This window comes from Pandoraea iniqua (genome assembly GCF_902459685.1).
Taxonomy (GTDB): domain Bacteria; phylum Pseudomonadota; class Gammaproteobacteria; order Burkholderiales; family Burkholderiaceae; genus Pandoraea; species Pandoraea iniqua.
This window is the reverse complement of record NZ_CABPSF010000003.1, coordinates 494,042-516,999: the sequence shown is the minus strand read 5'-3', so window position 1 is coordinate 516,999 and position 22,958 is coordinate 494,042. Positions and strand designations below refer to the sequence as shown.

At 62.4% G+C, this 22,958-nt stretch carries 22 protein-coding genes; 12 read left to right on the top strand and 10 right to left on the bottom strand.

Going from position 1 to position 22,958, the window contains the following annotated elements; all coding sequences use genetic code 11:
• Window positions 1-108 precede the first annotated feature (108 nt).
• The gene (locus PIN31009_RS13290; protein WP_150790561.1) at window positions 109-1,524 is read left to right on the top strand and encodes an amino acid permease; all 1,416 of its coding nucleotides are present in this window, start codon (window positions 109-111) and stop codon (window positions 1,522-1,524) included.
• A gap of 54 nt (window positions 1,525-1,578) precedes the next feature.
• On the opposite strand, the gene PIN31009_RS13285 is transcribed toward PIN31009_RS13290, so the two are convergent.
• Window positions 1,579-3,183 carry a hypothetical protein gene (locus tag PIN31009_RS13285; protein ID WP_150790560.1) on the bottom strand — a complete coding sequence of 535 codons (1,605 nt, stop codon included), beginning with the start codon at window positions 3,181-3,183 and terminating at the stop codon, window positions 1,579-1,581.
• A 261-nt stretch (window positions 3,184-3,444) separates the two neighbouring features.
• On the opposite strand from PIN31009_RS13285, the gene PIN31009_RS13280 reads away from it, so the two are divergent.
• Together PIN31009_RS13280 and PIN31009_RS13275 are read left to right on the top strand one after the other, a co-directional pair.
• The gene (locus tag PIN31009_RS13280) at window positions 3,445-4,176 is read left to right on the top strand and encodes a class I SAM-dependent methyltransferase (RefSeq protein WP_246185657.1); all 732 of its coding nucleotides are present in this window, start codon (window positions 3,445-3,447) and stop codon (window positions 4,174-4,176) included.
• Between the two features lie 7 nt (window positions 4,177-4,183).
• Window positions 4,184-4,639 (top strand): Rrf2 family transcriptional regulator, encoded by a 456-nt coding sequence (locus tag PIN31009_RS13275; protein WP_150790559.1) that lies wholly within the window; start codon window positions 4,184-4,186, stop codon window positions 4,637-4,639.
• Window positions 4,640-4,655: 16 nt separating this feature from the next.
• Here the strand turns inward: PIN31009_RS13275 and PIN31009_RS13270 are convergent, their stop codons facing one another.
• Window positions 4,656-5,183: a thioredoxin family protein gene (locus PIN31009_RS13270; RefSeq protein ID WP_150790558.1), complete on the bottom strand. Its 528-nt coding sequence runs from the start codon at window positions 5,181-5,183 to the stop codon at window positions 4,656-4,658.
• 259 nt (window positions 5,184-5,442) lie between these two features.
• Between PIN31009_RS13270 and PIN31009_RS13265 the strand changes: the two genes are divergently transcribed.
• Genes PIN31009_RS13265 through PIN31009_RS13250 form a run of 4 tightly spaced genes read left to right on the top strand, consistent with a single transcriptional unit; the run spans window position 5,443 to window position 8,070 of the window.
• The gene (locus PIN31009_RS13265) at window positions 5,443-5,814 is read left to right on the top strand and encodes a GFA family protein (RefSeq protein ID WP_150790557.1); all 372 of its coding nucleotides are present in this window, start codon (window positions 5,443-5,445) and stop codon (window positions 5,812-5,814) included.
• On the top strand, window positions 5,811-6,002 hold the full coding sequence (locus PIN31009_RS13260; RefSeq protein WP_150790556.1) for a hypothetical protein: 192 nt from the start codon (window positions 5,811-5,813) through the stop codon (window positions 6,000-6,002). The genes PIN31009_RS13265 and PIN31009_RS13260 overlap by 4 nt, the downstream gene beginning before the upstream one ends.
• 8 nt (window positions 6,003-6,010) lie before the next feature.
• Window positions 6,011-6,751, top strand: coding sequence for a response regulator (locus PIN31009_RS13255; RefSeq protein ID WP_087687713.1), 741 nt, complete (start codon window positions 6,011-6,013; stop codon window positions 6,749-6,751).
• Window positions 6,748-8,070, top strand: coding sequence for an ATP-binding protein (locus PIN31009_RS13250; protein ID WP_150790555.1), 1,323 nt, complete (start codon window positions 6,748-6,750; stop codon window positions 8,068-8,070). Before PIN31009_RS13255 ends, PIN31009_RS13250 begins: the two co-directional genes overlap by 4 nt.
• 26 nt (window positions 8,071-8,096) lie before the next feature.
• Here the strand turns inward: PIN31009_RS13250 and PIN31009_RS13245 are convergent, their stop codons facing one another.
• The 4 genes from PIN31009_RS13245 to PIN31009_RS13230 form a co-directional block, all read right to left on the bottom strand.
• Complete coding sequence (locus PIN31009_RS13245) at window positions 8,097-9,437, bottom strand: DEAD/DEAH box helicase (protein ID WP_150790554.1); 1,341 nt, start codon at window positions 9,435-9,437, stop codon at window positions 8,097-8,099.
• A gap of 96 nt (window positions 9,438-9,533) precedes the next feature.
• Window positions 9,534-11,198 (bottom strand): ABC-F family ATP-binding cassette domain-containing protein, encoded by a 1,665-nt coding sequence (locus PIN31009_RS13240; protein ID WP_150685241.1) that lies wholly within the window; start codon window positions 11,196-11,198, stop codon window positions 9,534-9,536.
• A gap of 228 nt (window positions 11,199-11,426) precedes the next feature.
• Window positions 11,427-12,887: an amidase gene (locus PIN31009_RS13235; protein ID WP_246185656.1), complete on the bottom strand. Its 1,461-nt coding sequence runs from the start codon at window positions 12,885-12,887 to the stop codon at window positions 11,427-11,429.
• Window positions 12,888-12,962: 75 nt separating this feature from the next.
• A complete protein-coding gene (locus PIN31009_RS13230; RefSeq protein ID WP_150685243.1) occupies window positions 12,963-14,255 on the bottom strand; it encodes an MFS transporter in 1,293 nt (430 codons plus the stop codon).
• 108 nt (window positions 14,256-14,363) lie between these two features.
• Here PIN31009_RS13230 and PIN31009_RS13225 point away from each other — a divergent pair, with 108 nt between their 5' ends.
• Window positions 14,364-15,341: an Lrp/AsnC family transcriptional regulator gene (locus tag PIN31009_RS13225; RefSeq protein ID WP_246185655.1), complete on the top strand. Its 978-nt coding sequence runs from the start codon at window positions 14,364-14,366 to the stop codon at window positions 15,339-15,341.
• A 38-nt stretch (window positions 15,342-15,379) separates the two neighbouring features.
• On the opposite strand, the gene PIN31009_RS13220 is transcribed toward PIN31009_RS13225, so the two are convergent.
• Window positions 15,380-16,015: an NUMOD4 domain-containing protein gene (locus PIN31009_RS13220; protein WP_174997151.1), complete on the bottom strand. Its 636-nt coding sequence runs from the start codon at window positions 16,013-16,015 to the stop codon at window positions 15,380-15,382.
• A 247-nt stretch (window positions 16,016-16,262) separates the two neighbouring features.
• Here PIN31009_RS13220 and PIN31009_RS13215 point away from each other — a divergent pair, with 247 nt between their 5' ends.
• Window positions 16,263-16,496 (top strand): hypothetical protein, encoded by a 234-nt coding sequence (locus PIN31009_RS13215; RefSeq protein ID WP_150685250.1) that lies wholly within the window; start codon window positions 16,263-16,265, stop codon window positions 16,494-16,496.
• Between the two features lie 190 nt (window positions 16,497-16,686).
• Here PIN31009_RS13215 and PIN31009_RS13210 read toward each other — a convergent pair whose 3' ends face one another.
• From PIN31009_RS13210 to PIN31009_RS27920, 3 genes are all read right to left on the bottom strand, one after another.
• The gene (locus PIN31009_RS13210; protein ID WP_150790552.1) at window positions 16,687-17,106 is read right to left on the bottom strand and encodes an organic hydroperoxide resistance protein; all 420 of its coding nucleotides are present in this window, start codon (window positions 17,104-17,106) and stop codon (window positions 16,687-16,689) included.
• Window positions 17,107-17,329: 223 nt separating this feature from the next.
• Window positions 17,330-17,617, bottom strand: a complete 288-nt coding sequence (locus PIN31009_RS13205; RefSeq protein WP_150685252.1) for a YciI family protein — start codon at window positions 17,615-17,617, stop codon at window positions 17,330-17,332.
• A 184-nt stretch (window positions 17,618-17,801) separates the two neighbouring features.
• Complete coding sequence (locus tag PIN31009_RS27920) at window positions 17,802-18,158, bottom strand: hypothetical protein (protein WP_174996143.1); 357 nt, start codon at window positions 18,156-18,158, stop codon at window positions 17,802-17,804.
• Here PIN31009_RS27920 and PIN31009_RS13200 point away from each other — a divergent pair.
• From PIN31009_RS13200 to PIN31009_RS13190, 3 genes are read left to right on the top strand one after another with little or no spacing between them, the layout of a single operon-like run.
• Complete coding sequence (locus PIN31009_RS13200) at window positions 18,145-20,103, top strand: TonB-dependent receptor plug domain-containing protein (protein WP_246185654.1); 1,959 nt, start codon at window positions 18,145-18,147, stop codon at window positions 20,101-20,103. The genes PIN31009_RS27920 and PIN31009_RS13200 overlap by 14 nt on opposite strands.
• An 11-nt stretch (window positions 20,104-20,114) precedes the next feature.
• Window positions 20,115-21,554, top strand: a complete 1,440-nt coding sequence (locus tag PIN31009_RS13195) for an ABC transporter substrate-binding protein (RefSeq protein WP_174997149.1) — start codon at window positions 20,115-20,117, stop codon at window positions 21,552-21,554.
• Entirely contained in the window at window positions 21,539-22,951 is a 1,413-nt protein-coding gene (locus tag PIN31009_RS13190) for a di-heme oxidoreductase family protein (RefSeq protein WP_150790550.1), read from the top strand. Before PIN31009_RS13195 ends, PIN31009_RS13190 begins: the two co-directional genes overlap by 16 nt.
• Window positions 22,952-22,958: the final 7 nt, after the last annotated feature.

Genomic DNA, 22,958 nt, shown 5'->3' with positions numbered 1-22,958 from the left:
TGGGTGAATTTTGTTCGCATTCCTTATCGATGATGCGACAGCCCGCCACGCAACAACCTGACGCCGCACTGGCGTGAGTACTGAAAGACAGAAGAACAGGAGACGAAATTGAGTACAACCAAACCGGGCTTCGACAGTATTGTCGAGCGGGAGAAGGGCCTGCATCGCGGCCTGACGAGCGGTCAGTTGTCGATGATCGCCATTGGTGGCGCCATCGGCACGGGGCTGTTTCTCGGCAGCGCTTTTGCCATCGGCTTCGCCGGGCCGAGCGTGCTGCTCAGCTATGCCATCGGCGGTGCGATTGCGCTGTTGCTGATGGGGTGTCTGGCGGAAATGACCGTGGCGCACCCGACGTCGGGGTCGTTCGGCGCTTACGCGGAGCACTACATCGGGCCGCTGGCCGGCTTTCTGGTGCGTTACGCGTACTGGTCGTCGATCGTGTTCGCCGTGGGCACGGAAGTCACGGCCATCGCCGTGTACATGAAGTACTGGTTTCCCGCCGTGCCGGGCTGGTACTGGATCGTCGGTTTCTCGGCGGGGCTCATCGGCATCAACGCGGCCAGCGTGAAAGTGTTCGGCGCGGTCGAGTATGCGTTCTCGATGCTCAAGATCGTCGCCATCGTGGCCTTCTTGATGCTGGGCGCGTACGTGGTATTCCGCGCGCCGGCCGAGAGTGGCATCGGTATTGCCAACTACACGTCGCACGGCGGGTTCTTCCCGAAGGGCGCATGGGGCATGTGGGTTGCCGTCATCGTGTCGATCTTCAGCTATCTGAGCATCGAGATGATTGCGGTGGCGGCGGGCGAGGCGCAGGACCCGCAGCGCGCGATCACGCAGGCCTTTCGCGCGACGATGTTCCGACTGGTGTTCTTCTATCTGCTCACGCTGGCGTTGACGCTGGCCATCGTGCCGTGGAGCGCCGCGGGTGAAGATGGCAGCCCGTTCGTGAAGGTGATGGCCGCCACGCATATCCCGGGTGCCGCCGGTGTGATCAATCTGGTGATTCTGGTCGCGGCGCTCTCCGCCATGAACAGTCAGCTCTACATCACCACGCGCATGATGTTCAGCCTGTCGCGTGCCGGTTATGCACCGCGCCGCTTCGGTGAAGTGAGCCGCAATGGCGTGCCGGTCGCGGCGCTCCTGCTCTCGACCATCGGTATTGCGCTCGCCGTCGCGCTCAACGTCATGGCGCCGCAGGCCTCGTTCACGCTGATGATGTCGGTGTCGATGTTCGGCGCGATGTTCACGTGGCTGATGATCTTCGTCACGCACCTGTACTTCCGCCGCCGTCATGAGGCAAAGACGCTGAGCTTCCGCATGTGGGGCTATCCGTATGCGAGTCTCACGGGGGCGGTGTTGATGCTGGCGACGCTCGTCACGACGTATTTCACCGACGAGTTCCGCATGACGCTCGTCTACGGCGTGCCGTTCATCATCGCGCTGTCGGTGGTGTACTTCGTGTGGTATCGCGGACGTGCCGTGGCAGCCGCGCCTGCGGCAGAGATTCAAGGGCAGGGGAACTGACCCTTCCCCTGTTCCCCGTGCTTGCGCTACCGCATCAAACAGACCCGGCAGGTCTTACGAGATCTTCGCCGGGTCGATTTCCAGCGCGATGCGTGCCTGAGCTGCCCGACGCGAGGCGTTGTCATTCTCGACGTTGGCTACGTCATTGGCCGACTTGCCTGCCTCGCGCTGCATGGACGATTGCAACAACGCCGTCAGGTTGCTGATGTGCGATGCCGATGCGGGCGTGGTCACGTCGCTGACCAGCTTGGCCAGCTCATAGCGTTTGACGTTCTTCGACTGGCTGGCCGAGCGGCTGGCCGTCGCGTGATCGAGCAAGCCGTCGCGATAGCCGATGTCGGTGACGCTTTGCGCCGAATCCTTCACCGTGACGTATTCGTAATTCTGCGTCTTCGGGTCCGTCGTCAGGTTCAGCGGCACGCCCACCCACAACGAGCGATGGTAGCTCGCGCTCAGATCGGCCTGTGTCTGCTGCTTGATCGTGCGGTTGAGCATGTCCTTCCCGCCGATCGCCGTTTGCTGCGAAATCTTGTAATCGAAGCCGTCAACCTCGTTACGGTGCAGTGGGTTGGGCGAGTGCTGCGTTTGCGAGATCGATGCCGTGAAGTCGGCCAAGCCGCTCAATGTGGCGCGATCGGTGCCGCTCAGGGGAATGCGCGGCAGGGGCGGGGCAGGCGGGTAGTTGCTGTTCATCGCAGAGAAGGCCGACTTGAACATGACCATCGTGGCCGCGTCGCCGTTACCGCGCGTCTGTGCCGTGTCGAAGCGGGTCAGCCACGCGTCGATCGCTTCGGCCTGTGCCTGCTTGCTGCCGATCACCTGAAGATTCGTCAGATCGACCTTCACATCGAACGTGCCCACTGCGCCGCTTGCGCTGAGCGAGCGCTGCGTCGCATCGGCATGAAACGCGAAGGTTTGCGGCTTACGGTTCGCGTCCAGTGTTGCGTTGAGATCGACCGACGTCAGCACCGAGGTGTCGAAACCCGTCAGCCCGCTGAAATCCACCGTAGGCGGTTGCTTGGCCAGACCGGTCACGGCGCTCTGGAACGCATCGGCGAGTTTACCGATGGCATCGCGCTCCGTGTCGGTCAGCGTGCCGTTGGAGACCGAGAACGTTGCCGACAACCCGTCGTCATTGCTGCCCAGACTTACCGAGACCTTGGCGCCACTTGCGGTCGTGATGGTCAGCGCGAAACGATTGTCGGCGTTGGCCTGCAATTGCGCTTGCTGCACGGCCAGATCGGTGTCGCTCGGCGGAACGGCCGAGGTCGAACGGATCACCGTCTGCGTGTAGGACGTAGTGCCCTTCGCAATGGCATTCAACATGCCCGAACCCAACTTCTCGAGGCGGTTGCCCAGCGCGGACGTCGTGACGTTGCCCGACATCCGCAGTGAGAGCGAATCGGAGGGCACTTGCTGCCAGAGCAGCGTTGCACCGTTGGCGACCGGCTGGCTGTACGTGGGCCAATTGGCCGCCAAGGGGGCCGGTGAAATCGTGACGCGCGTCGATTCCGACGGGGGAGGCGCGTTCGCGTCCTGTCGGCCCGTCGTGACGGCAGTCGTGTTCGAGCGGGAAGCCACGGCGCCGGTGTTCAAGGCGTTCAGGGCATCGGTGGCATTCGCGGCATTCAGCCCCGAAAGGGGGGGCAGTGACGTCATCTGGGGGGATCGTCGGAAGCGCCTCGCCTTAGCGCGCCTCACCGTAATGGTGCGGTTTTCGTAAGCTCCGGTAAGGAAACGGAGCGCCCACACGGTTTATCGACATCTCGCAGTCGTTATTTAGGGTTCGCCTGATGAAATCGATTCACTCGCGCGTGAATCCTCTGCATGAAGTCCCGCCGATGGGGCGCTTGCCATGCAGGATCGGTGCGTGGCATTATGCAACATTCGAAGTTACGTAAACCGTACGGCGAGGGCAAAATGAATCGGACGATGCTGCAAGACGTGGACCACAAGGCGAATCAAGAGGCGACCATCGCGATGTTCGACCAGCACGCGGGGAACTACGACAACACGTGGCGCGCCATGTTGCCGCTGCGCGAGGCCATGCAACTGGTCATCGGCTACGTGTTTGCCGGGTTGCCTGCCGATGCGCATGTGCTGAGCGTGGGCACGGGGACTGGCGCCGAGATTCTTCATCTGGCCGAGCGCAATCCCGGCTGGCGCTTCACCGCGGTGGAACCGTCCGGGCCGATGTTCGATGTGTTTCGCGAAAAGGCCCAGGCGGCGGGCATTGCCGATCGGTGTGTCTTTCACCGTGGTTATCTCGACACGCTGCCGCCGAGTGAGCCGTTCGACGCGGCCACGTCGTTGCTGGTGTCCCAGTTTGTGACCGATCCCGTGGCACGGCAGGGGTTCTTCCGTGGCATTGCCGAGCGGCTGCGCCCGGGGGGCTATCTCGCCAGCGCCGATCTGGCTTGCGACATGACCACAGACCCCGGCCAAAGCCTGCTGAACGTGTGGTTCAACATGTTGTCGGTGGCACCCGAGATGCGTGAGCGCTCGCGCGAGATGTACGGTCGGCAGGTGGCGGTGGTGCCGCCCGACGTGGTGAGCGAGATCATTGCCTCGGGCGGTTTCGACACGCCGGTGCGGTGTTTCCAGAGTGGTCTGATCCACGGCTGGTACGCCCGTCAGGCACTTGAGGCGTGATGACCCGATGAGAAGCGATAGCCGACTCTCCCGCATGTTGCACGTGCTGCTGCACATGGCTCGGCACGATGCGCCGTTCACGTCAGAGCAACTCGCCCAGATGCTGCGCACGAACCCCGTGGTGGTCAGGCGGACGATGGCAGGGCTGCGCGACGCCGGTTATGTGCGTTCGGGCAAAGGGCACGGCGGCGGATGGTCGATTGCCTGCGACTTGCGCGACATCACGCTGCTCGACATTCACCGCGCCGTGGGCGGGCCGCACCTCTTTGCCATCGGCGTGGAGAGCGACAACCCGGAATGCGCCGTCGAGCGTGCCGTGAATGCCGCGCTCGACGGGGCGTTGCGAGATGCGGAGGCCATCCTGATCGCGCGTCTCGGCGCGATTACGCTGGCCGATCTGGCACAGAACTTCGACGCCATGTGCCGTGACGGCGGCTGGCCGGACGCCGGCCCCGCCGCCTGACGTTCAGCGCGGCAGCTTACTGCGCCGCGCTGAGTTGCGCCTTGATGGCCGCCTCGGTCTTGTCGTAATCGCCTTCGCCGAAGTGCGTGTAGACGATCTTCCCCGTCTTGTCGATGAGATAGAAACCCGGCCAGTAGAGGTTGTCATAGGCTTTCCACGTGGCGTAGCGATTGTCTTGCGCCACCGGGTAGGTGAGACCGAAGCGGCGAATGGCATCGCGCACGTTGCCGGTGTCGCGCTCGAACGCATATTCCGGCGTGTGCACACCGACGACGACCAGCCCCTGATCCTTGTACTTCTGATACCACTGCTGCACGTGCGGCAGCGTGTGGATGCAGTTGATGCACGAATACGTCCAGAAATCGATCAGCACGACCTTGCCGCGCAGTTGCGACATCGTGAGCGGCGGGCTGTTGAGCCACGTGTCGATACCGGTGAACTCCGGCGCGACGGTGTTGCGTGCGGGGCCCGCAACCGAGGGCGTGCAGGCGGCGAGGCCGGTGAGGGCGAGGGCGACAAAGGCGCTTCTGAGCAGGGGTAGCATGGCGTGAGTCTCCGGGTAGTTCGGGATGAGGTGACTGCCACCGTGGATGGCAGAACATCGATTCAGAAGAATCAGTGACGCCATTTCACCGCCCGGGCGTATCTGGTATGTGTGCGTGAGACCACGTTCCTGCAATGTCATGTATCGGGGTACAGGCCAGATACACAGTGATACAAACCGGTTTTCCGATTGGGCTATAAAGCAGACATCGAGTGCGCTGCGAGCGCGCCTTCCCTGTTCAAATATAAGGAGGCAAGAGATGTCGTCCCAACCGCTGCAAGGGTCCTGCCACTGCGGGGCCGTCCGTTTTGAAGTCCAGACGCCGGTCGAGCCGGCCGCCCGTTGCAATTGCAGCCTTTGCCGTCGCAAGGGCGCTCTGATGTCGCCGGCGTTTCCCGAGGCGAGCCTGCGTATTCTCAGCGGCGCGGATGCATTGACCTGCTATCAGTTCAACACCCGCGTGGCGCGCCACTATTTCTGCAAGCACTGCGGTATCTACACGTTCCATGCGTCTCGCACGTCGCCCGGCATGTGGCGGGTGAATATCGGATGTCTGGAGGGGATCGATCCGTACGCGCTCGATGCTTCCGTTGCCGATGGCCAGTCCCTTTCGGTGGTGGAGGACGCATGAGACGCCTGCTGAGTCTGTTCGCCTTTCTGGCGGGTGGCGTTTGCGCGGAACTCGCGCATCCGTTGCAATGCGACCTTGCGCCTGCGAGCCGGGGCATGCAGCCGGTGCCTGAGCGCAGCCGTCGGCGTGTGCCGCTGGATCCGACCGGTGATGCCAACGGCAACCCGGCCGAAAACTCGTCGCTATAATCGCCCGCATGGACAAGATCGATCATGTGTTGATCGTCGACGACGATCGCGGTATTCGAGAGTTGCTCGCCGACTATCTCGAGAAGAACGGCATGCGCGTGAGCGTGGCCGCCAATGGGCGCGAGATGCGCACGGTGCTGGCCGACGGCGCCCCCGACCTCATCGTTCTGGACCTCATGCTGCCCGGCGAGGACGGCCTCGTGCTGTGCCGGGAACTGCGCGCGGGCAAGTTTCGCGCCGTGCCGGTGTTGATGCTCACGGCACGCAGCGAGGAGACCGACCGTATTGTCGGGCTCGAAATGGGCGCGGACGACTATCTGGCCAAGCCGTTTGCCGTGCGCGAATTGCTTGCGCGCATCAAGTCGGTGCTGCGCCGCACGCGCATGCTGCCGCCGGGCATGCAGATCACCGAGACGGCTGAAGTATTGGGCTTCGGCGAGTGGCAACTCGACACCACGGCACGCCATCTGCTTGATACCGACGGCACGCAAGTGGCGCTCAGCGGCGCGGAATACCGGCTGCTGCGCGTGTTGCTCGATCACCCGCAACGTGTGCTGACGCGCGATCAGTTGCTGAATCTCACGCAAGGCCGGCAAGCCGATGCCTTCGACCGCTCGATCGATCTGCTGATCAGCCGTTTGCGGCAGCGCTTGCGCGACGGCGCTCGCGAGCCTCGCTATATCAAGACACTTCGCAACGAAGGGTATGTGTTCTGCGCGAACGTCACTGTAGTTTCTGCACCGGAATGACCCAAACGACTTCGATTCGCCAAGCCTTCTGGCATTGGCCGCGCTCGTTGTTCGCGCGCCTTGCGCTGATTCTCTTTGTCGGGCTGGCGTTGGCGCAGGTGTTGTCGTTCTGGCTGACGATGACCGAGCGCAATCGCGTGACGAACAACATGATGAGCATTTACATCGAGAGCGAAGTGGCCAGCTCGGTGGCGCTGCTCGATCATTTGCCGGCGGCAGAACGTGCGCAGTGGTTGCCGCGACTGGCGCGCCGCAGCTACCAGTTTGAGTTGGGCGCGGGTGTCCCGGGTGGTCACCCGGATAGCGAACTGGCTGCGCAGGTCGCGCGTGTTATCGACGATGCGATTGGCGTTTCGTATCCGCTGACGGTCAACAGCGTGCCCGGCGACCCGGATCGGCTGCAAGTGCATTTGCGCCTGACGGACGGCTCGCCGCTGACCATCGACGTGCTGCCGATGCCGACACTGCCCCTTTCCGGTTGGCTGCCAGCGGTGCTGGTGCTGCAACTATTGATGATTGCCGCGTGTTGCTGGCTGGCGGTGCGCGTCACTACGCGGCCATTGAATGCGTTGGCGAAAGCGGCGGACACGTTGGGGCCTGATTTGCGGGCGGAGCGATTGAGCGAAGCGGGGCCTTCTGAAGTCGCGCGTGCGGCGCGGGCGTTCAACGCGATGCAGGACCGCATCGGCAGTTACATGACCGAGCGCATGCAGATTCTCGCGGCCATTTCGCACGACTTGCAGACGCCGATCACCCGCATGCGCTTGCGTGTGGACACCATGGACGATCAGACGTCGGCCGTGCGATTGCAGCAGGACCTGCGCGAGATGGAAACGCTGGTCAAGGAAGGCGTGACGTATGCGCGCACGTTGCATGGGGCGTCGGAGGCGCCGTGCAAGGTCGACCTCGATGCGTTGCTGGAGAGTCTCGTGTACGACTATGTCGATGCGGGGGAACCTGTCACGCTCACTGGTCAGATTGGCCGGCCGATGGTAACGAGGCCGCAGGCGTTGCGCCGTATCGTCGGCAATCTGATCGATAACGCGCTGAAGTACGGCGGTGATGCGCAGATGGAAGTCTCGACGCACGCACAGGGGGTCGACATCGTAATCAGCGATAAGGGCCCCGGCATTCCGGAAGACATGCTCGAAGCGGTATTCGCGCCGTTCGTACGGATCGAGACGTCACGCAACCGCAGTACGGGGGGCACCGGGCTGGGACTGGCCATCGCCCGGCAGTTGGCGCAGGCGATGGATGCAACGCTCACGTTGCGCAATCGTGATGGCGGTGGGCTGGAGGCGCGGCTTTCGCTGCGTTAGTCGGGGTAATAGGGGTATTCGGGGCGTTAGCGCTTGCCGCGGCCACCTGCGGGTTTGCCAGCCGGTTTGCGTGAACCCGCACCCGGCTTGCGTTGGCCCTGCCCGAGTTGCGGTCGCGGTTTCTTGCTCGGCGCCGGTTTGGCGCTCGGCAGGGGTTGAAGCACTTTGGGCTTCTTCGGCTTCTTGGGTTTCTTGATGATCTCGCCCGTCGCGCTGGTTTGCGGCACGCGGTGCTCGGCTTCGAAGCCGGGCTCCTCTTCGCGGCGCAGCGTTTGCCGGATCAGCGCTTCGATCGCGGCCAGTTGCGGCGCCTCGTCGGCACACACGAGGGACACCGCCACGCCGCTGGCGCCCGCGCGGCCGGTGCGGCCAATACGGTGCACATAGTCTTGCGCGACGATGGGCAGATCCACGTTGATCACCAGCGGCAGGTCATCGATATCCAGACCACGCGCGGCCACATCGGTGGCGACCAGCATCGATACTTCACCCGTCTTGAAGCGCTCCAGCGCGCGCATCCGCGCGGGCTGCGGCTTGTCGCCGTGGATGGTGTCCACCGAGTAGCCCGCCTCATCCAGAATGGCCGCCAGATAATCCACGCCATTGCGGGTTTTGACGAACACCAGCGCGTGCTGCCAGTTGTTCTCTGCCACCAGATGCATGAAGAGGTCCGGCTTGTTCTTCTTGTCGACCGGTACGACCCACTGTTTGATGTTGTTGGCAGTGGCGTTGGGCGGACTGACGCTGATGTTGATCGGGGCGCGCAGAATGCCGTCCGCCATGGTGCGAATTTCGTCGCTGAACGTGGCGGAGAACAACAGCGTCTGGCGCTTGGCAGGCAAGCCGGCGAAGACGGCGTTGAGTTCGCGCTCGAAGCCCAGATCCAGCATGCGGTCGGCTTCGTCCAGCACGAGTGTTTGCACCTGATCGAACTGCACGGCGTTTTGTCGATTCAGATCCAGCAGACGGCCGGGTGTGGCGACGAGTACGTCCACACCTTTGCGCAGCTTCATCATTTGCGGGTTGATGCTCACGCCGCCATAGGCCGCGAGAAATCGCAAATCGAGGCCTTTGCCGTATTCGATAAAGCTTTGCAGCACTTGCTCAGCGAGTTCGCGCGTGGGCACCAGCACGAGAACGCGCGCCCGGTTACTGGCGACCGCCGGGCCGTGTTGCACCAGCCGTTGCAACAGCGGCAGTGCGAAGCCTGCGGTCTTGCCCGTGCCCGTCTGTGCCGCCGCCATGACGTCCTTACCGCTGAGCACAGCCGGAATCGCCTTGGCCTGCACCGGCGTAGGTGTCTGGTAGTTGCGCTCCTGCAAATTGCGCAGCAACGGATCGATCAGGCCAAGTGAGGCAAAAGACATGGACGTATTTCCGGCTAAAACCGTAATTCTAGCGGTTAGTCGTGGGTGACAGCGCTCAGGCGACTTCCTCCCGGAAGCTGCCAGAGGCTTGATGACTTAGGCGAGTGCCGCCTCTTCGCGCATGCGGCGGGCTTCGTCGCGCAGGAACTGCTGATAGTCGTCCAGATCGCCGTCGAAGGGTTCGACGCCGCCCTTGGTCACGAGCCAGAACTCATCGCACACCGCACGCAGCAGCGACCGGTCGTGGCTGACCAGAAGCACCGTGCCTTCGAATTCGTTGAGTGCCATGCCGAGCGCTTCGCGTGTGGCCAAGTCGAGGTGGTTGGTCGGCTCATCGAGCAGCAGCAGGTTGGGGCGCTGCCACACGATCATGCACAACACGAGGCGTGCCTTTTCGCCACCACTCATCGTGCCGACGGCCTGATGGACCATATCCCCACTGAAGTTGAACGTACCGAGGAAGGTGCGAAGCGATTGTTCAGTGCCACTCTGGCCGGGGGCGCGCATGTGCGCCGGCGTGTCCCGGGCGAGGCGGATCATGTGTTCCATCGGCGTGTCGAGCGGGCGCAGCACGTCGAGTTCCTGCTGGGCGAAGTAACCGATGTTCAGGCCCTTGCCCTCGCTGATTTCACCGGCAATCGGGGCCAGTTGGTGCGCCACCGTCTTCACCAGCGTGGACTTGCCTTGACCGTTGGCACCCAGAATGCCGATACGCTGCCCGGCCAGCACGGAACGGTTGATGCCTTTGACGATGACGGTCGGCGGCGTGTTGGCGGGTGCGTCGGTCGGTGCCGGATAGCCAAAGCTCGCGTCCATCATCGACAGCAGCGGGTTCGGGACGTTGAGCGGTTCCTTGAACTCGAAGGTGAACTCGGCGTCGGCGAGCACCGGCGCGATCTTCTCCATGCGTTCGAGTGCTTTGACCCGGCTCTGCGCTTGCTTTGCCTTCGAGGCCTGCGCCTTGAAGCGGTCGATGAACTTTTGCAGGTGAGCGATCTTCTCCACCTGCTTGGCCATCGCCGCCTGCTGCAACACCATTTGCTCGGCGCGCATGTCTTCGAACTTGCTGTAGTTACCGCCGTAACGCACAAGCTTGGCGTTATCGACGTGCACCGTGACTTGTGTCACCGCGTCGAGGAATTCGCGATCATGGCTGATCACGACCAACGTCCCTTGATAGCGCTTGAGCCACGCTTCCAGCCAGACCAGCGCGTCGAGGTCCAAGTGGTTGGTCGGTTCGTCGAGCAACAGCAGGTCGGACGGGCACATGAGCGCGCGCGCCAGTTGCAGTCGCATGCGCCAGCCGCCGGAGAAGCTGTTCACCGGCTGGCTGAGCTGCGCGTCGGTGAAGCCGAGGCCGAGGATCAGCGCTTGGGCGCGTGCGGGCGCATCGTGCGCACCGGCATCGTGCAGCGCCATGTAGGCGTGCGCCATGCGCATGCCGTCGTCGCTGGCCTCAGCCTCGGCGACTTCGGTTTGCGCGGCCAGAAGAACCGTGTCGCCCTCGATGACGAAGTCCGTCGCGCTTTGCTCGGTCTCGGGCATGTCCTGCGCGACCTGCCCCATTTTCCATGCGGCGGGGATCGAAAACTCGCCACCGTCCTCGTGCAGCGTGCCGTTGAGCAGGCCGAAAAAGGACGATTTGCCGGCGCCATTGCGGCCGACAAGGCCAATCTTTTCCCCGGGGGTGAAGGTGACGGACGCGCGGTCGAGCACGACGTTGACGCCGCGGCGCAGCGTGACATTACGGACGGAAATCATAGGGGGCTACTTCGAAGAGGATAGGCATGATAGCCGACTGGACGTGCAGGGCGCTGCTTTTGTGGTCGTGCGAGTGACGAACCGAGGGAGTGTTTTGCGGCGTCGATCGACTGGAAAGCCCCGTAGATACTGGCGCACCGAGTGTTCCGTCTGTTGACACCTGTTGTCGTCGTCCGGATCCTCGGTGCGCTGGTTTCGACCGGTTTTGGATCGAATCAGTGCTTCTCTTTACAACCCCCAGTGCCCCAGATCGGGAGTCACCGGCCCCGGCGCCTGCAATGCGGGTGCCAGCGCGGCGGCGACAGCCAACAGCTGACGGTCAGCCAGTGGCGGCGCCATCAGTTGCACGCCGACGGGCATGCGGCTGTCGTCAAAACCCGCGGGGAGCGCAATGGCGGGCGTGCCCAGAAAGTTACCCGCCCGGCAGAAACGGCCGATGCTGACGTGGGCGCTGTCGGCCGGATCCATTGGCAGGGCACCGTGACCGGTGGCCGGAAGCAGCAACACGCCTTCGGGGCCGATAGCCTCGGTGAAGGCGACGGCCACCCGTGCACGGCGGGCAAGGGCCTGTTCATACTCGGCGCGGGGAATCTTCCCGCCGGCCAGAATGCGCTGGCGGACCACGTCCCACAGCGGTTGCGCGGCGTCTTCCGCCAGATGGCCGTGCAGTTGAAAACCTTCGTAGCCGAGAATCACCGAGTTCGCTTCGGAGAGATCGCCGATGTCCAGATCTGTCGGTGGCGTCCAGAATTGCAGATTCCATCCGGCCGAGGTCACGCGGGCGAGCGCATCGTCCCAGACGCGCTGCGCACCGCCCGACAGCGTTGCCGGGAAAGCGCGCTGGTCTAGTACATACAGCACAGGAAGCGTTTGCGGCGTGACGATGGGCAGCGCGTCGCGCAGGCCTTCACTGATGGCTGGGGGAATCTGTTGCGACAGCGCATCGGCGGCGTCCGGGCCAGCCAGAATGGCGGTGAGCGCATGCGCGTCGGCGACGTTGCGTGCGATCGGTCCGAGTACATCCAATGTCGGTGCGAGCGGTACGACACCCGCACCGCTGATCACGCCGCTGGAGGGCTTGAAGCCAACCAGATGATTGAGCGTGGCGGGTGCGCGCACTGAGCCGCCAGTGTCACCGCCGACGGCAATGGGCGCCAGACCCGCCGCGACTGCGGTGCCGCAGCCGGACGATGAGCCGCCCGGCGCGCGATGCTGTTCGGCGTCCCACGGGTTCCATGGCGTGCCGCGCGTGGGATTCTGCCCGGCGAGTCCAAAGGCGAATTCGGTCATGTGGGTTTTGCCGAGGACCACCATGCCGGCGGCGTTCATGCGCTGGACGGCGGTGGCCGTGATGTCGCTGGTAATGTTCAGTCTGCTGAGCGAGCCGGCCGAGGCCGTGCTGCCAGCGACTTCGATGCTGTCTTTGATCGCCACCGGTACGCCGTGCAGCGAACTACTCGGACCTGAACCGCCGGGCCGCAGCGCTGCGTCGGCGGCGTCGGCTTGGGCGAGTGCCTGTTCGGCGAAGACCTGCGTGAAGGCATTGAGTCCGTCGGCGCGAGCGATGCGATCAAGGAAGTGCTGTGTGACTTCGCGCGAACTGATCTGTCCGCTGGCGATCTGGCTGGCGATCGACAGGGCGCTTTGGAAATGAAGGGGAGCGGAGAATTCGCGCATAACAATTGGCATGTAATCGGAACCCGCCGCCCCGGCTAAGCGGGGCGCGGGCGTAGGGCTGGCGTCGCGAGATTCGCGATGGTCGCGTTACTTCAGCGGCCGGCCGTTGGTTTCCGGCATGCGGATGAAGGTGAGCAGCGTGATGACTGCGCCTGCCAGCACGTAGTAGAAGAACCAGCGCTCTTGGCCGATGCTTTGCAACCACGTCAGCAAGTAAGGCGTCGTGCCGCCAAGCAAGGCCACCATGAAGTTGTACGGCGCACCAATGCCGACAGCGCGCACGCGGGTCGGGAACTGCTCCGACATGATGGCCGGCGCGATCGACGTGTACAGGGCGTACAACACCAGACCGAACAACTCCACCGCCAGAATCGAGGCGAAGGTCGGCTGCATGCTGGTGATGACCGGGTAGAAGAACAGCAGGTAGCCAGCGGCGAACACGATCAACTGCGGCTTGCGGCCAATGCGGTCGGAGAGCATGCCGAGCAGCGGGTGCAGCAACATGAACACGATCATCGCGATGGTGTTGGCACCGAAGGCGACCCGGGAGTCGGCGTGCAACGCGCGGATCGCATAGGTCGGCACATAGGCGACAAACAGATAGAACGCGAACGTCGTCAGCACCGAGAAGCCGATGATGCGCAGCGTTTCGCGCGGGTACTCGCGCAGCAGCGTGCGCAGCGGTTGCTTCACGGGTTGCTGCTTGAGTTGCTCGGCGGAGGCTTCCGTCTCAGGGATGGAGGTACGCAGCCACATGCCGGCCAAGCCACCCAGCGCGCCCAGCAGGAACGGGATACGCCAGCCAAACTCCTTCATCTGGTCGGCCGAGAGATAGGTGGTGAGCGCCCAGCCAATGGCCGAGGCGATGAGGATGCCGGCGGCCGAGCTGAAGAAAGCGAAACTGGAGAAGAAGCCGCGGCGGTGGTTGGGCGCCATTTCGGCGAGGAACGTCGAAGCCGAGGCATACTCACCGCCCAGCGACAGACCTTGGATCAGTCGCGCGATCACCAGCAACACGGGGGCGGCGAGGCCGATGGTTTCGTAGGTGGGCGTGATGCCGATGATCAGCGAACCGCCGGCCATCATTAGAATGGTGGCCGCGAGTGCAGCCTTACGACCGTAGCGGTCCGAGAAGATGCCCAGCGCCCAGCCGCCGACGGGGCGCATGAAGAAACCCACGGCGAAAATCGCGAAGGTTGCCAGCAGCGAGGCCGTCTCATCGGTCTTCGGGAAGAATTGCCCGGAGAAGAACACTGCGAAAGATGCGTAGATGGTCCAGTCGAACCATTCCACGGCGTTGCCGATGCTGCCCGCGGCAATCTTGCGTGCGTTGGATGCCTCGGCCCGCACCGGGGGAGCCATCGAGGTTGCTTGGGTCATGGAAGGAGCCCTTGTCTCTGTTCGGTTGTTGAATTTTGTCTTTGAAATGCCAAATTACGTTTAATATCGACATTTAGTATGAATGCTACATCGAATATGGACAATCGTGTGGAGACTTTGTCAGAAGAAGGGAATGTCGAGGTCGACGCCACCGATCTGGCGTGTCTGGCGGCGTTGCAGGTCAACCCGCGCGGGACGTGGCGCGATCTGAGCGCTACCTGCGACGTGCCGGAGCGCACGCTGTCGCGTCGGTTGCAGCGACTGATGGAAGGTGGCTATGCCAAGGTGATCGGCGAGTTGGACCCGGTGGCGGGCGGCAGCGGACCGGTGCTGCACGCTTGGTTACAGGTAGAAAACGGCAAGGAGCAGCAGGTTGCCTGCCATCTCGCTAGTCTGCCGCAGACACAGGTGGTGCTGGCGACGACGGGGGCGTCGGACTTGTTCGCAGAGATAAATACGCAGAGTCAGGACCAGTTGTCGGATCTGGTGGTGCGAGTGCTGCCGCAGGTGCCGGGGTTGCGGCAGGTGGAGTCCCGCATCGTGCTGCGTTCGTTCCGGCGCGCAAGCCGCTGGCGCATTGACGGCTCGGTGCCGATGGAACCGGTGCCGCCGGGCGACGGACGCTTCGAACTCAATGCCGAAGAGACACGTTTGCTGGCGGTGCTGGCGTCAGATGGCCGGGCAAGCTTGGGTGTGTTGGCGGAAGCCTGCGGTGTTAGCGAGCCCAAGGTGCAGCGAATGATTAGCGGGCTGGTCGAACGCCATGTGTTGACGTTCCGTGTTGAGCTTGAGCCTTCGCTTGTGGGTTACGGTGTTGAGGCGATCCTGTCGGTGCAGACCCGGCCCGGGCAAGCCGAATGCATCGCGATGGAACTGGCAAAGGACAAGCACACGCGCTGCCTGTTCGGCACCAGCGGCAACACCCAGTTGTTCTGGCACGTGCTGTGCCACGACATCCATGACCTTTGGACGGTTTCTACCGAGCGAATTGGTGCGCTGGAGGGTGTGCTGTCGTGTGATGTGAGTACGGTGGTTAAGGCATACAAACGCGCCGGGCGGTTGCGGCATGGGTTGAGGGTGGAGTAGGGGCTGGACGTTGCTTCTGACGCCAATGACGACACTCATCAACTCGCACCAGTATCACTAGCTAGGAAGCGAGCATAGTTTTCTGCCAATTTCTTTCTGGCGGACCTAAGTGTTTTGGTCGGTTCGGCGATTTTCTTCAATCGTGCTAGCCGCCTTATTTCTTTTTCGGGTTGGGTGATATTTTCTTTTTGCCTCAACCACTCGAGATTTGATGCACGATTGTCTGCCGGATTCCCATTCTTGTGATTGATAACAACCTCGTGCGAATTTCCCGGCGTGACCCACGCTTTTGCAACCAAACGATGCACGTAATGAGATTTTCGTTTTCCGTTCTTGTTTAATAATCCGACTTGTCTGTGGCCTGCGGAAAGTACGGACTGAGACAGCATTTTTCCGGTTTTTTTGTTAGTGATGTTCCCTAGATTGGAGACCTGATACAGGTCTTTATATCCCCATATGTCTTGCCACTGCTCTGGCTCGGTTTCTTTGCTCAAATCAAAATCGGGAAATCTTGCTCTCAGTGCAACTTGGCTCGTATCTTTGGCCGCATAGAACTCAACAGCCCAGTCCAATAGCTCGTCTCGCTCCTGAGCGCTGAGCTTATCCAAGAGCTTTTCGGAAAGCTTGGACTGCTTATCGGTAAGTTTGTCGTTGTTAGTTTTTCCTTGTTTCATCACGTGCACTCTGTTCCGTAAGGCGGGTTCTTGACCGAGAGGGGGAATCATAGCGCTCTGCCGTCTGATTTGTATCCCCCTGTATCCCGCACCCCCTCAGCTACATCCACTCACACCCGACACCTTCCCAGACAAACGACAGATACCTCCCGAAGTTTAAATAGCAACAACGGCGGATCGATGCGGTGGCATCGCAGAGCAGCCCACGATCCGGGCGTTGCCATTTCAAACCTTTTGGAGAATCACCATGAAAGCACTGATGATCGCTGTTACCCTCGCTACCCTTGGCACCGCAGGCGTGGCGTTTGCTGCTGGCACGAACGACGTACTCACGAGCACGGGTAATGCTGTGCAAGCGGCGCACTGGACGCCGGAAAGTGGCCCGGCACTGAGCGCTTCGCAGGTCCACAACCAACTCGTCGCAGCTGAAACGTCAGGTCAGATCGATCACCTGAACATGACGCTGTACAAGGGGGCGTGAGCAATCAAAGGTTTCGAAACGCAGGACATGGCTGTCGCTCACGCGGCAGCCACCCGAAACAAGAAAGGGCGGGACGACATAAAAACTATGTCGTCCCGCCCTTTGTGTTTCCAACAGCGCCGTAATAAAACCGTCCGGTGCCGCCTCCCCATCAACTACTCAAGGGAAACAGGCACCGAACGATTCCACATCACGCCAGCGTAATCGTCACGCCAATATTCCCGCGCGTGGCCTTGGAGTACGGGCAGGTGTTATGCGCGGCATCCACCAGAGCCTGCGCCGTGTCTCGCGGAACACCGGGCAGGTTCACGTTGAGTCGCGCTTGCAGCGCATACCCATCGCCCACACGGCCAAGGTCGACTTCGGCATCGACCGACAGATCTTCCGGAAGCGCCACCTTGGCAGCTTGCGCAGCGAGCCCGATCGCACCGATGAAGCATGCCGACCACCCGGCCGCGAACAATTGCTCGGGGTTCGTGCCGGTGCTCTTGGTGCCGGGGGACGACAGGGCGATATCGAGCCGTCCGTCGTCGCTACGTGCGGTGCCGTCGCGGCCGCCCGAGGTGGTGTAGGTGCGGCCGGTGTAGAGAACTTTGTCGAGCTGGGTCATGAGGTGCCTCCGCTGAGTACTGAGTAACGAGTAATGCGCCATGGAGCGACGCGAAAACGATATCCGTGCCGGAACGTCCCGGCGCTTGCAACATCGACTTCTCGCATTGAACTAAGCGGCTGTATCGGCCATGTGTCTGCACAACGCTCGCAGGCAACGCTTTGTGTCCGTGCCCGCGTCAGATACATGGCGATACAAACTCAGCAGGGGCAGCAGGGCTGCATCACAGCAAATCGGTCACTTGCGGGTGCGATTTGACCGGCGAAAACTCGATGACACGGTAATCCGCCAGGCCATGAATGTGGAACGGATCCTGCGCGATGAGCGCATCGAGCTCGGCGCGGGAGACCTTGCCGGAGACAACGATCACGCCGCCGTCACGCGGGTTTTTGGGGCCGGATGCGATGAACACCCCGCGCTCATATTGCGTGGCAAGAAATTCGCGATGCGCTACGAGTTGAACGTCGACGGCGCTCGTGGGTTGCAGGTAAGTCAGTTCGACGATGTACATCTTGTGATCCTGTCGGAGTGGGGGAGAAGGGACAAGGAGGGCAGCGGTGCGGCATACCACCGCAGTCGGCCAGTGTATCAAGCGGGGTTGCAACGCGTGCAACCCCGCACGTCATCCACCCCATGAGCCGGTTGCATCGCCCAAGCCACCGCCTCAGTGCCCCGAAGCATCCTTGCCTTGTGAATTACTTGGCATGCCTGACGACCGTCCCGAAAACCACTATCACGGCAGATGAATGATGAACATAGGTCGTCATTCGCTTGCCAAGATTTTTACTTTCCCCTACGCTGCCTCCGCCGTTGTTTGTTTCATACGGCGCAACCGCGTTCGCGCGATCCGCTCCCGATTTGCCACCACCGGACCCCGAAGGGTTCTGGCGCGTCGTTTCGCGTCCGGCATTTCGCGCGACCATCGTTATATAAGTCGCTATATAGCGACTCACAACAAGACGAAGAGGGGACAAAGCAGTGCGTTTTACGATGAAGAAGTTGTCGAAGCGTAAGCTTCCGTTGATGGTGGCGGCAGCGATGTCGTCGACCATGGGGTACGCCGCAGAAGAACCGGTATTCGAGTTGGGCCGCGTCGACGTGACCGCAAAAAGCGATCGCATGCCGATCGGCACGCAAACGCTCGACGCCGAGCAGATCGAGCAGGCCAACCGCGTCACGGTCGGCGCCGCCCTCGACATGATGCCCGGCGTGAACATTTCGAAGGTCGGGCCGCGTAACGAAGAGATGGTGTACGTGCGCGGCTTCGACATGCGTCAGGTGCCGGTGCTGATCGATGGCATCCCCGTCTACGTCTCGTACGACGGCTACGTCGATCTTGCGCGCTTCACCACCTTCGACATCGGCGCGATCGAAGTCCAGAAGGGCTACAGCACCGTGCTGGCCGGTCCGAACACGCTGGGTGGCGTGATCAATCTGGTCGGCCGCCGCCCGCAAAGCACCTTCGAAGGCAACATCGGCGGCGGGCTGGTGTTCGACCGTAAGTTCGCCAACAACGGCTATCAAGGCAACTTCAACCTCGGCAGCAATCAAGGCCTGTGGTACTTCCAAGTCAGCGGCTCGTATCTGGAGCGCGATTTCTACACGCTGTCCGATGCGTTCAAGGGCGCACCCGCGCAGGCCCCGGGACGACGCAACAACTCGGACAACCGCGACAAGAAGATCAACGTCAAGATCGGCTTCACGCCGAACGCGACCGACGAATACTCGCTGAACTACATCAATCAGGTCGGCAGCAAGGGCAACCCGCCTTATGCCGGCACCGACCCGACGCAGAACGTGCGCTACTGGCGCTGGCCGTACTGGGACAAGGAAAGTCTCTACTACATCTCGCGCACGCAACTGGGCAGCGACAGCTACCTGAAAGTGCGCGCCTATTACGACCGTTACAAGAACGGCCTGAGCATGTACGACGACGCCACGTACTCGACGCAGCTCAAAAAGTCGTCGTCCAACTCGTCGTATGACGATCACACGTGGGGCGCGAGCGCCGAAGTCGGCACCAAGCTCTTCACCGCCAACACGGTGAAGTTCGCGGCACACATCAAGAACGACTTCCACCACGAAATCAATCCGGGCAAACCGGACCAGCATTTCGAAGACGCCACGCTGTCGTTCGGTCTGGAAGACACCCACGAGTTCACCGACCGGTTTGCCGTGCAAGGCGGCGTGAGCTACGACAAGCGCATCACGCGCCGCGCCGAAGACGTCAATGCCGCGAACCAGATTATCGGGTTCCCGAAAGACAACGTCGACGCTTGGAATCCGCAGTTGGGCATGGTCTACAAGACCTCACCGACCGGCAAGCTGCACCTCGGCGTTGCTGAGAAGAGCCGTTTCCCCACGATCAAGGATCGCTACTCGTATCGCATGGGCACGGCCATCCCGAACGCGAGCCTGCGCCCCGAGCACGCCACCAACGTGGAAATCGGCTACAGCGAGCGCATCGCGCCGGGCACCACAGGCGCGCTGAACCTGTTCTACAGCGACATCCGCAACCTGATTCAGGCCGCATCGCTTCCGGCCAGCGCTTGCAGCAGCCCGCCGTGCACGCAGATGCAGAACGTCGGGCATGTGGTGGCGCAGGGTATCGAAGCGTCGGTGAATAGCCAGATCGGCGACGACATCGAAGTCGGCGGCAACTACACGTACATCAACCGTCAAAACCGCAGCGATCCGTCGATTGTGCTGACCGATGTGCCGCGCCATAAGCTGTTCCTGTATGGCAAGTGGAACATCACCTCAAAGGTCGCGGTGAGCGGCGATACGGAATTCACATCGTCGCGCGTCAGCTCGAGCGACGGGCGTCGCGTGGCCGCCGGGTTCGGCATCGCCAATGCGAAACTGGCGTGGAAAGTGGTGCACAACGTGACGGCCGAATTCGGCGTGCGTAATATCTTCGATCGCAACTACGCCTACACCGAGGGATATCCGGAAGCCGGTCGTAACTACTACGTGAATCTGAATTACGCGTTCTGATGGAGCAGGGTATGCAGGCAGTGGCAGGCAAGACGATTCGAACGCTCGCATTGGCAGCATTCGCGGCGATCACGGCATTTTCAACACTCTCGACAACGACCGGCGTCGTGGCGACGGCCCATGCGGCCGATGCCCCGCCAACGGTCGCGCCGCCGAAGGCCGCGAGTGCAACACAACGCGAAACCCTGACGGTTCTCACGAGCTATCCGGAGGAGGTGGTCGCGACCTTCGAGCGTGCGTTCGAGAAGCAGCATCCGGAGATCGCGCTGCAAATTCTGTGGCGTCAGCATCGCGATGCCTACGACTACCTGCAAGGCCCGAAGCAGGGCGGGGTCGATGTCTATTGGTCGCCCGCCGTGCGCAACTTCGCCGATCTCGGGCAGGAAGGTTCCCTGCGCAAGCTCGACGTCGATCTCACGGGCTTGCCGTCTCACGTCGGCAAGTTCCGCATCTCCGATCCGGACGGGCGATTCGTTGCGTCGGAAATTGCCGGGTTCGGCTTCATGCTCGACCCGGCGGCGCTCGCTCGTCAGGGCCTGCCCGCACCTAAAACGTGGCAGGACCTCACGCTGCCACGTTATCGCGGACACATCATGTTCCCGGTGCCGAGCCGTGTGGGTTTCGCGCCCACGTTGCTCGATGTGGTGCTGCAAGCCGAAGGTTGGGACAAGGGCTGGGCATTGCTCTCCGAGGCCGGAGCGAACTTCGTTTTCGCCGAGACGGGCGGTGCGTTTGCCAGCTTGTCGCATGGCATGCGCGCACCGATTTCGGTAGCGGTCACCATCGATTTCTTCGCCAGCTCCGCCATTGCGAATGGCGCGCCGCTGACCTTCGTGTACCCGCCGGGCACGGGTTATTCGCCAGCGCACATCGGCATTCTGCGAGATACGCCGCATCTCGGCGCGGCGCGCACGTTTGTCAGCTTCGTGCTGTCAGACGCGGGGCAACGGCTCTTGTTCGCGCCGGACGTGCGCAAGCTCCCGGTGCGCCCTAGCGTGTATCGCGACGCACCGAAGGGCACGTACGACCCGTTTGCCGCCAACGCGGCGACAGCGGGCGTGACGTATGAGGAGACGCTGGGTCTCGCGCGCTATTCACTCGACAACGCGTTGTTCGACGTATTCCTCACGCGTCGCAAGGCGGAACTGACCGAACTCTGGACCCGCTGGCATCAACTCGCCGGCACAGAAGGCAACGGTACCGCCAAGCCGGTGGCGAGCGTCGATGCCGTCTGTCTCGAGAAGGCGCGCACGTTGCTGACGCAGCCGCCGATCGATGCCAACACGGCCGCCGATCCGGCGCTGCGAGCGACGTTCGACCGCAGACGCCAAGACCCGGCGGCACAGACGAAGGCCAGTGCGCTGGAGGCCACTTGGTCGCAGACGTTGAACGCCCGCACGGCACAAGTGCGTGAATGGCTGGCCGACGGGGCAGTATGTTCAGGCAAGTAGTGCAGGCAGGGCAACGTCGGCGGCGAGGGCGTCTGGCGGCAATTGTGGCGAGCGTTGCGGCCAGTCTGATGCCGCTCGATGCCGTGTCGCAATCCGTTACCACGCCCATCACAGCGCCCACGGCCGCACCCGTGACACGCGAAGCCTTCGGCATGCCGATGGCGTCCGTCGTGGACGACGACGCATCGCTCGCGCAATTTGCCGAAGGGCGCTCGCTGTTCCGGCAGAGTTGGGTGGTGTATCCGTCGGCGGACCGTCGCATTGCCGGACTCGGCCCCGTCTACAACCAGATCTCGTGCATCGCGTGTCACGTGAAGTTCGGACGCGGCAACGCACCGCTCGGCTCGGACGAAGCGCCGCGCGGCCTGCTCGTGCGATTGAGCGTGCCGGGCAGCACGCCGACGGGCGCGCCACGTGAGCATCCGAATTACGGCGAGCAGTTGAGTGACAAGGCCATTCCCGGCGTACCGGCGGAAGGGCAGGTGCGCGTGCACTACACAGAGCGCATCGAGCGGCTGGCCGGAGGAGAAACGGTGCGCCTGCGCGTGCCGCAACTCGTGTTCAGCGATCTGGCGTTCGGGCCGCTCGGGCACGGCACGATGACATCGGCGCGGGTGGGTTCTCCAGTCTATGGACTCGGCTGGCTTGAAGCCATCGACGATGTGACGTTGCACGCATTGGCCGCCCGGCGTTTGCCGGATGGCGTGCGTGGGCGCGTCAATCGCGTGTGGGACGTGGCCGCCAAGCGTCAGGTCGTCGGGCGTTTCGGCTGGAAGGCCAATCAACCGTCGATACGCCAACAGATCGCAAGTGCCTTCGTCGGCGATCTGGGCATCACCTCACTGCTGTTTCCCGAGAAGACATGTCCGGCAGTTCAGACGGCGTGCCGTGCGGCTCCGACCGACGGCCAGCCCGATCTGACCGCCACGCAACTCGACGCCATCGAATACTTCCAGCGCACATTGGAAGTGCCGCCGCGTCGCGATATCGATGATGTGCAGGTCAAGCGCGGCGAGCGGCTCTTCGCGCAGAACGGATGTGCGGCATGCCACACGCCCAGCTTGCGCACGGGGGCGTTCCCGCCGTTGGCTGCCATGGCCAATCGCGAGATCGCGCCTTACACCGACCTGTTGTTGCACGACATGGGGCAGGGGCTGGCAGATGGGCGTCCGGACTTTCTTGCCGGACCGCGTGATTGGCGCACGCCGCCGTTGTGGGGGTTGGGATTGGCGGCGCTGGTGAATCCCGATGCGACCTATTTGCACGATGGCCGCGCCCGCACGGTGCAGGAAGCCATCATGTGGCACGGCGGTGAAGGGCAGGTCGCGCGAGAGCGGTATCGCAGCATGTCGCCGCAGGCACGCGCCGAATTGCTGCGATTCCTGATGTCGCTGTGACCGATCA

Bases quoted from the DNA above. Each gene is read 5' to 3' on its own strand.
- PIN31009_RS13230 (WP_150685243.1), bottom strand. From the start codon at position 14,255: ATGACCCAAGCAACCTCGATGGCTCCCCCGGTGCGGGCCGAGGCATCC.
- PIN31009_RS13260 (WP_150790556.1), top strand. From the start codon at position 5,811: ATGAGACGCCTGCTGAGTCTGTTCGCCTTTCTGGCGGGTGGCGTTTGC.
- PIN31009_RS13235 (WP_246185656.1), bottom strand. From the start codon at position 12,887: ATGCCAATTGTTATGCGCGAATTCTCCGCTCCCCTTCATTTCCAAAGC.
- PIN31009_RS13265 (WP_150790557.1), top strand. From the start codon at position 5,443: ATGTCGTCCCAACCGCTGCAAGGGTCCTGCCACTGCGGGGCCGTCCGT.
- PIN31009_RS13270 (WP_150790558.1), bottom strand. From the start codon at position 5,183: ATGCTACCCCTGCTCAGAAGCGCCTTTGTCGCCCTCGCCCTCACCGGC.
- PIN31009_RS13215 (WP_150685250.1), top strand. From the start codon at position 16,263: ATGAAAGCACTGATGATCGCTGTTACCCTCGCTACCCTTGGCACCGCA.
- PIN31009_RS13275 (WP_150790559.1), top strand. From the start codon at position 4,184: ATGAGAAGCGATAGCCGACTCTCCCGCATGTTGCACGTGCTGCTGCAC.
- PIN31009_RS13255 (WP_087687713.1), top strand. From the start codon at position 6,011: ATGGACAAGATCGATCATGTGTTGATCGTCGACGACGATCGCGGTATT.
- PIN31009_RS13190 (WP_150790550.1), top strand. From the start codon at position 21,539: ATGTTCAGGCAAGTAGTGCAGGCAGGGCAACGTCGGCGGCGAGGGCGT.
- PIN31009_RS13245 (WP_150790554.1), bottom strand. From the start codon at position 9,437: ATGTCTTTTGCCTCACTTGGCCTGATCGATCCGTTGCTGCGCAATTTG.
- PIN31009_RS13250 (WP_150790555.1), top strand. From the start codon at position 6,748: ATGACCCAAACGACTTCGATTCGCCAAGCCTTCTGGCATTGGCCGCGC.
- PIN31009_RS13240 (WP_150685241.1), bottom strand. From the start codon at position 11,198: ATGATTTCCGTCCGTAATGTCACGCTGCGCCGCGGCGTCAACGTCGTG.
- PIN31009_RS13200 (WP_246185654.1), top strand. From the start codon at position 18,145: ATGTCGTCGACCATGGGGTACGCCGCAGAAGAACCGGTATTCGAGTTG.
- PIN31009_RS13195 (WP_174997149.1), top strand. From the start codon at position 20,115: ATGCAGGCAGTGGCAGGCAAGACGATTCGAACGCTCGCATTGGCAGCA.
- PIN31009_RS13210 (WP_150790552.1), bottom strand. From the start codon at position 17,106: ATGACCCAGCTCGACAAAGTTCTCTACACCGGCCGCACCTACACCACC.
- PIN31009_RS13280 (WP_246185657.1), top strand. From the start codon at position 3,445: ATGAATCGGACGATGCTGCAAGACGTGGACCACAAGGCGAATCAAGAG.
- PIN31009_RS13220 (WP_174997151.1), bottom strand. From the start codon at position 16,015: ATGAAACAAGGAAAAACTAACAACGACAAACTTACCGATAAGCAGTCC.
- PIN31009_RS13205 (WP_150685252.1), bottom strand. From the start codon at position 17,617: ATGTACATCGTCGAACTGACTTACCTGCAACCCACGAGCGCCGTCGAC.
- PIN31009_RS27920 (WP_174996143.1), bottom strand. From the start codon at position 18,158: ATGGTCGACGACATCGCTGCCGCCACCATCAACGGAAGCTTACGCTTC.
- PIN31009_RS13285 (WP_150790560.1), bottom strand. From the start codon at position 3,183: ATGACGTCACTGCCCCCCCTTTCGGGGCTGAATGCCGCGAATGCCACC.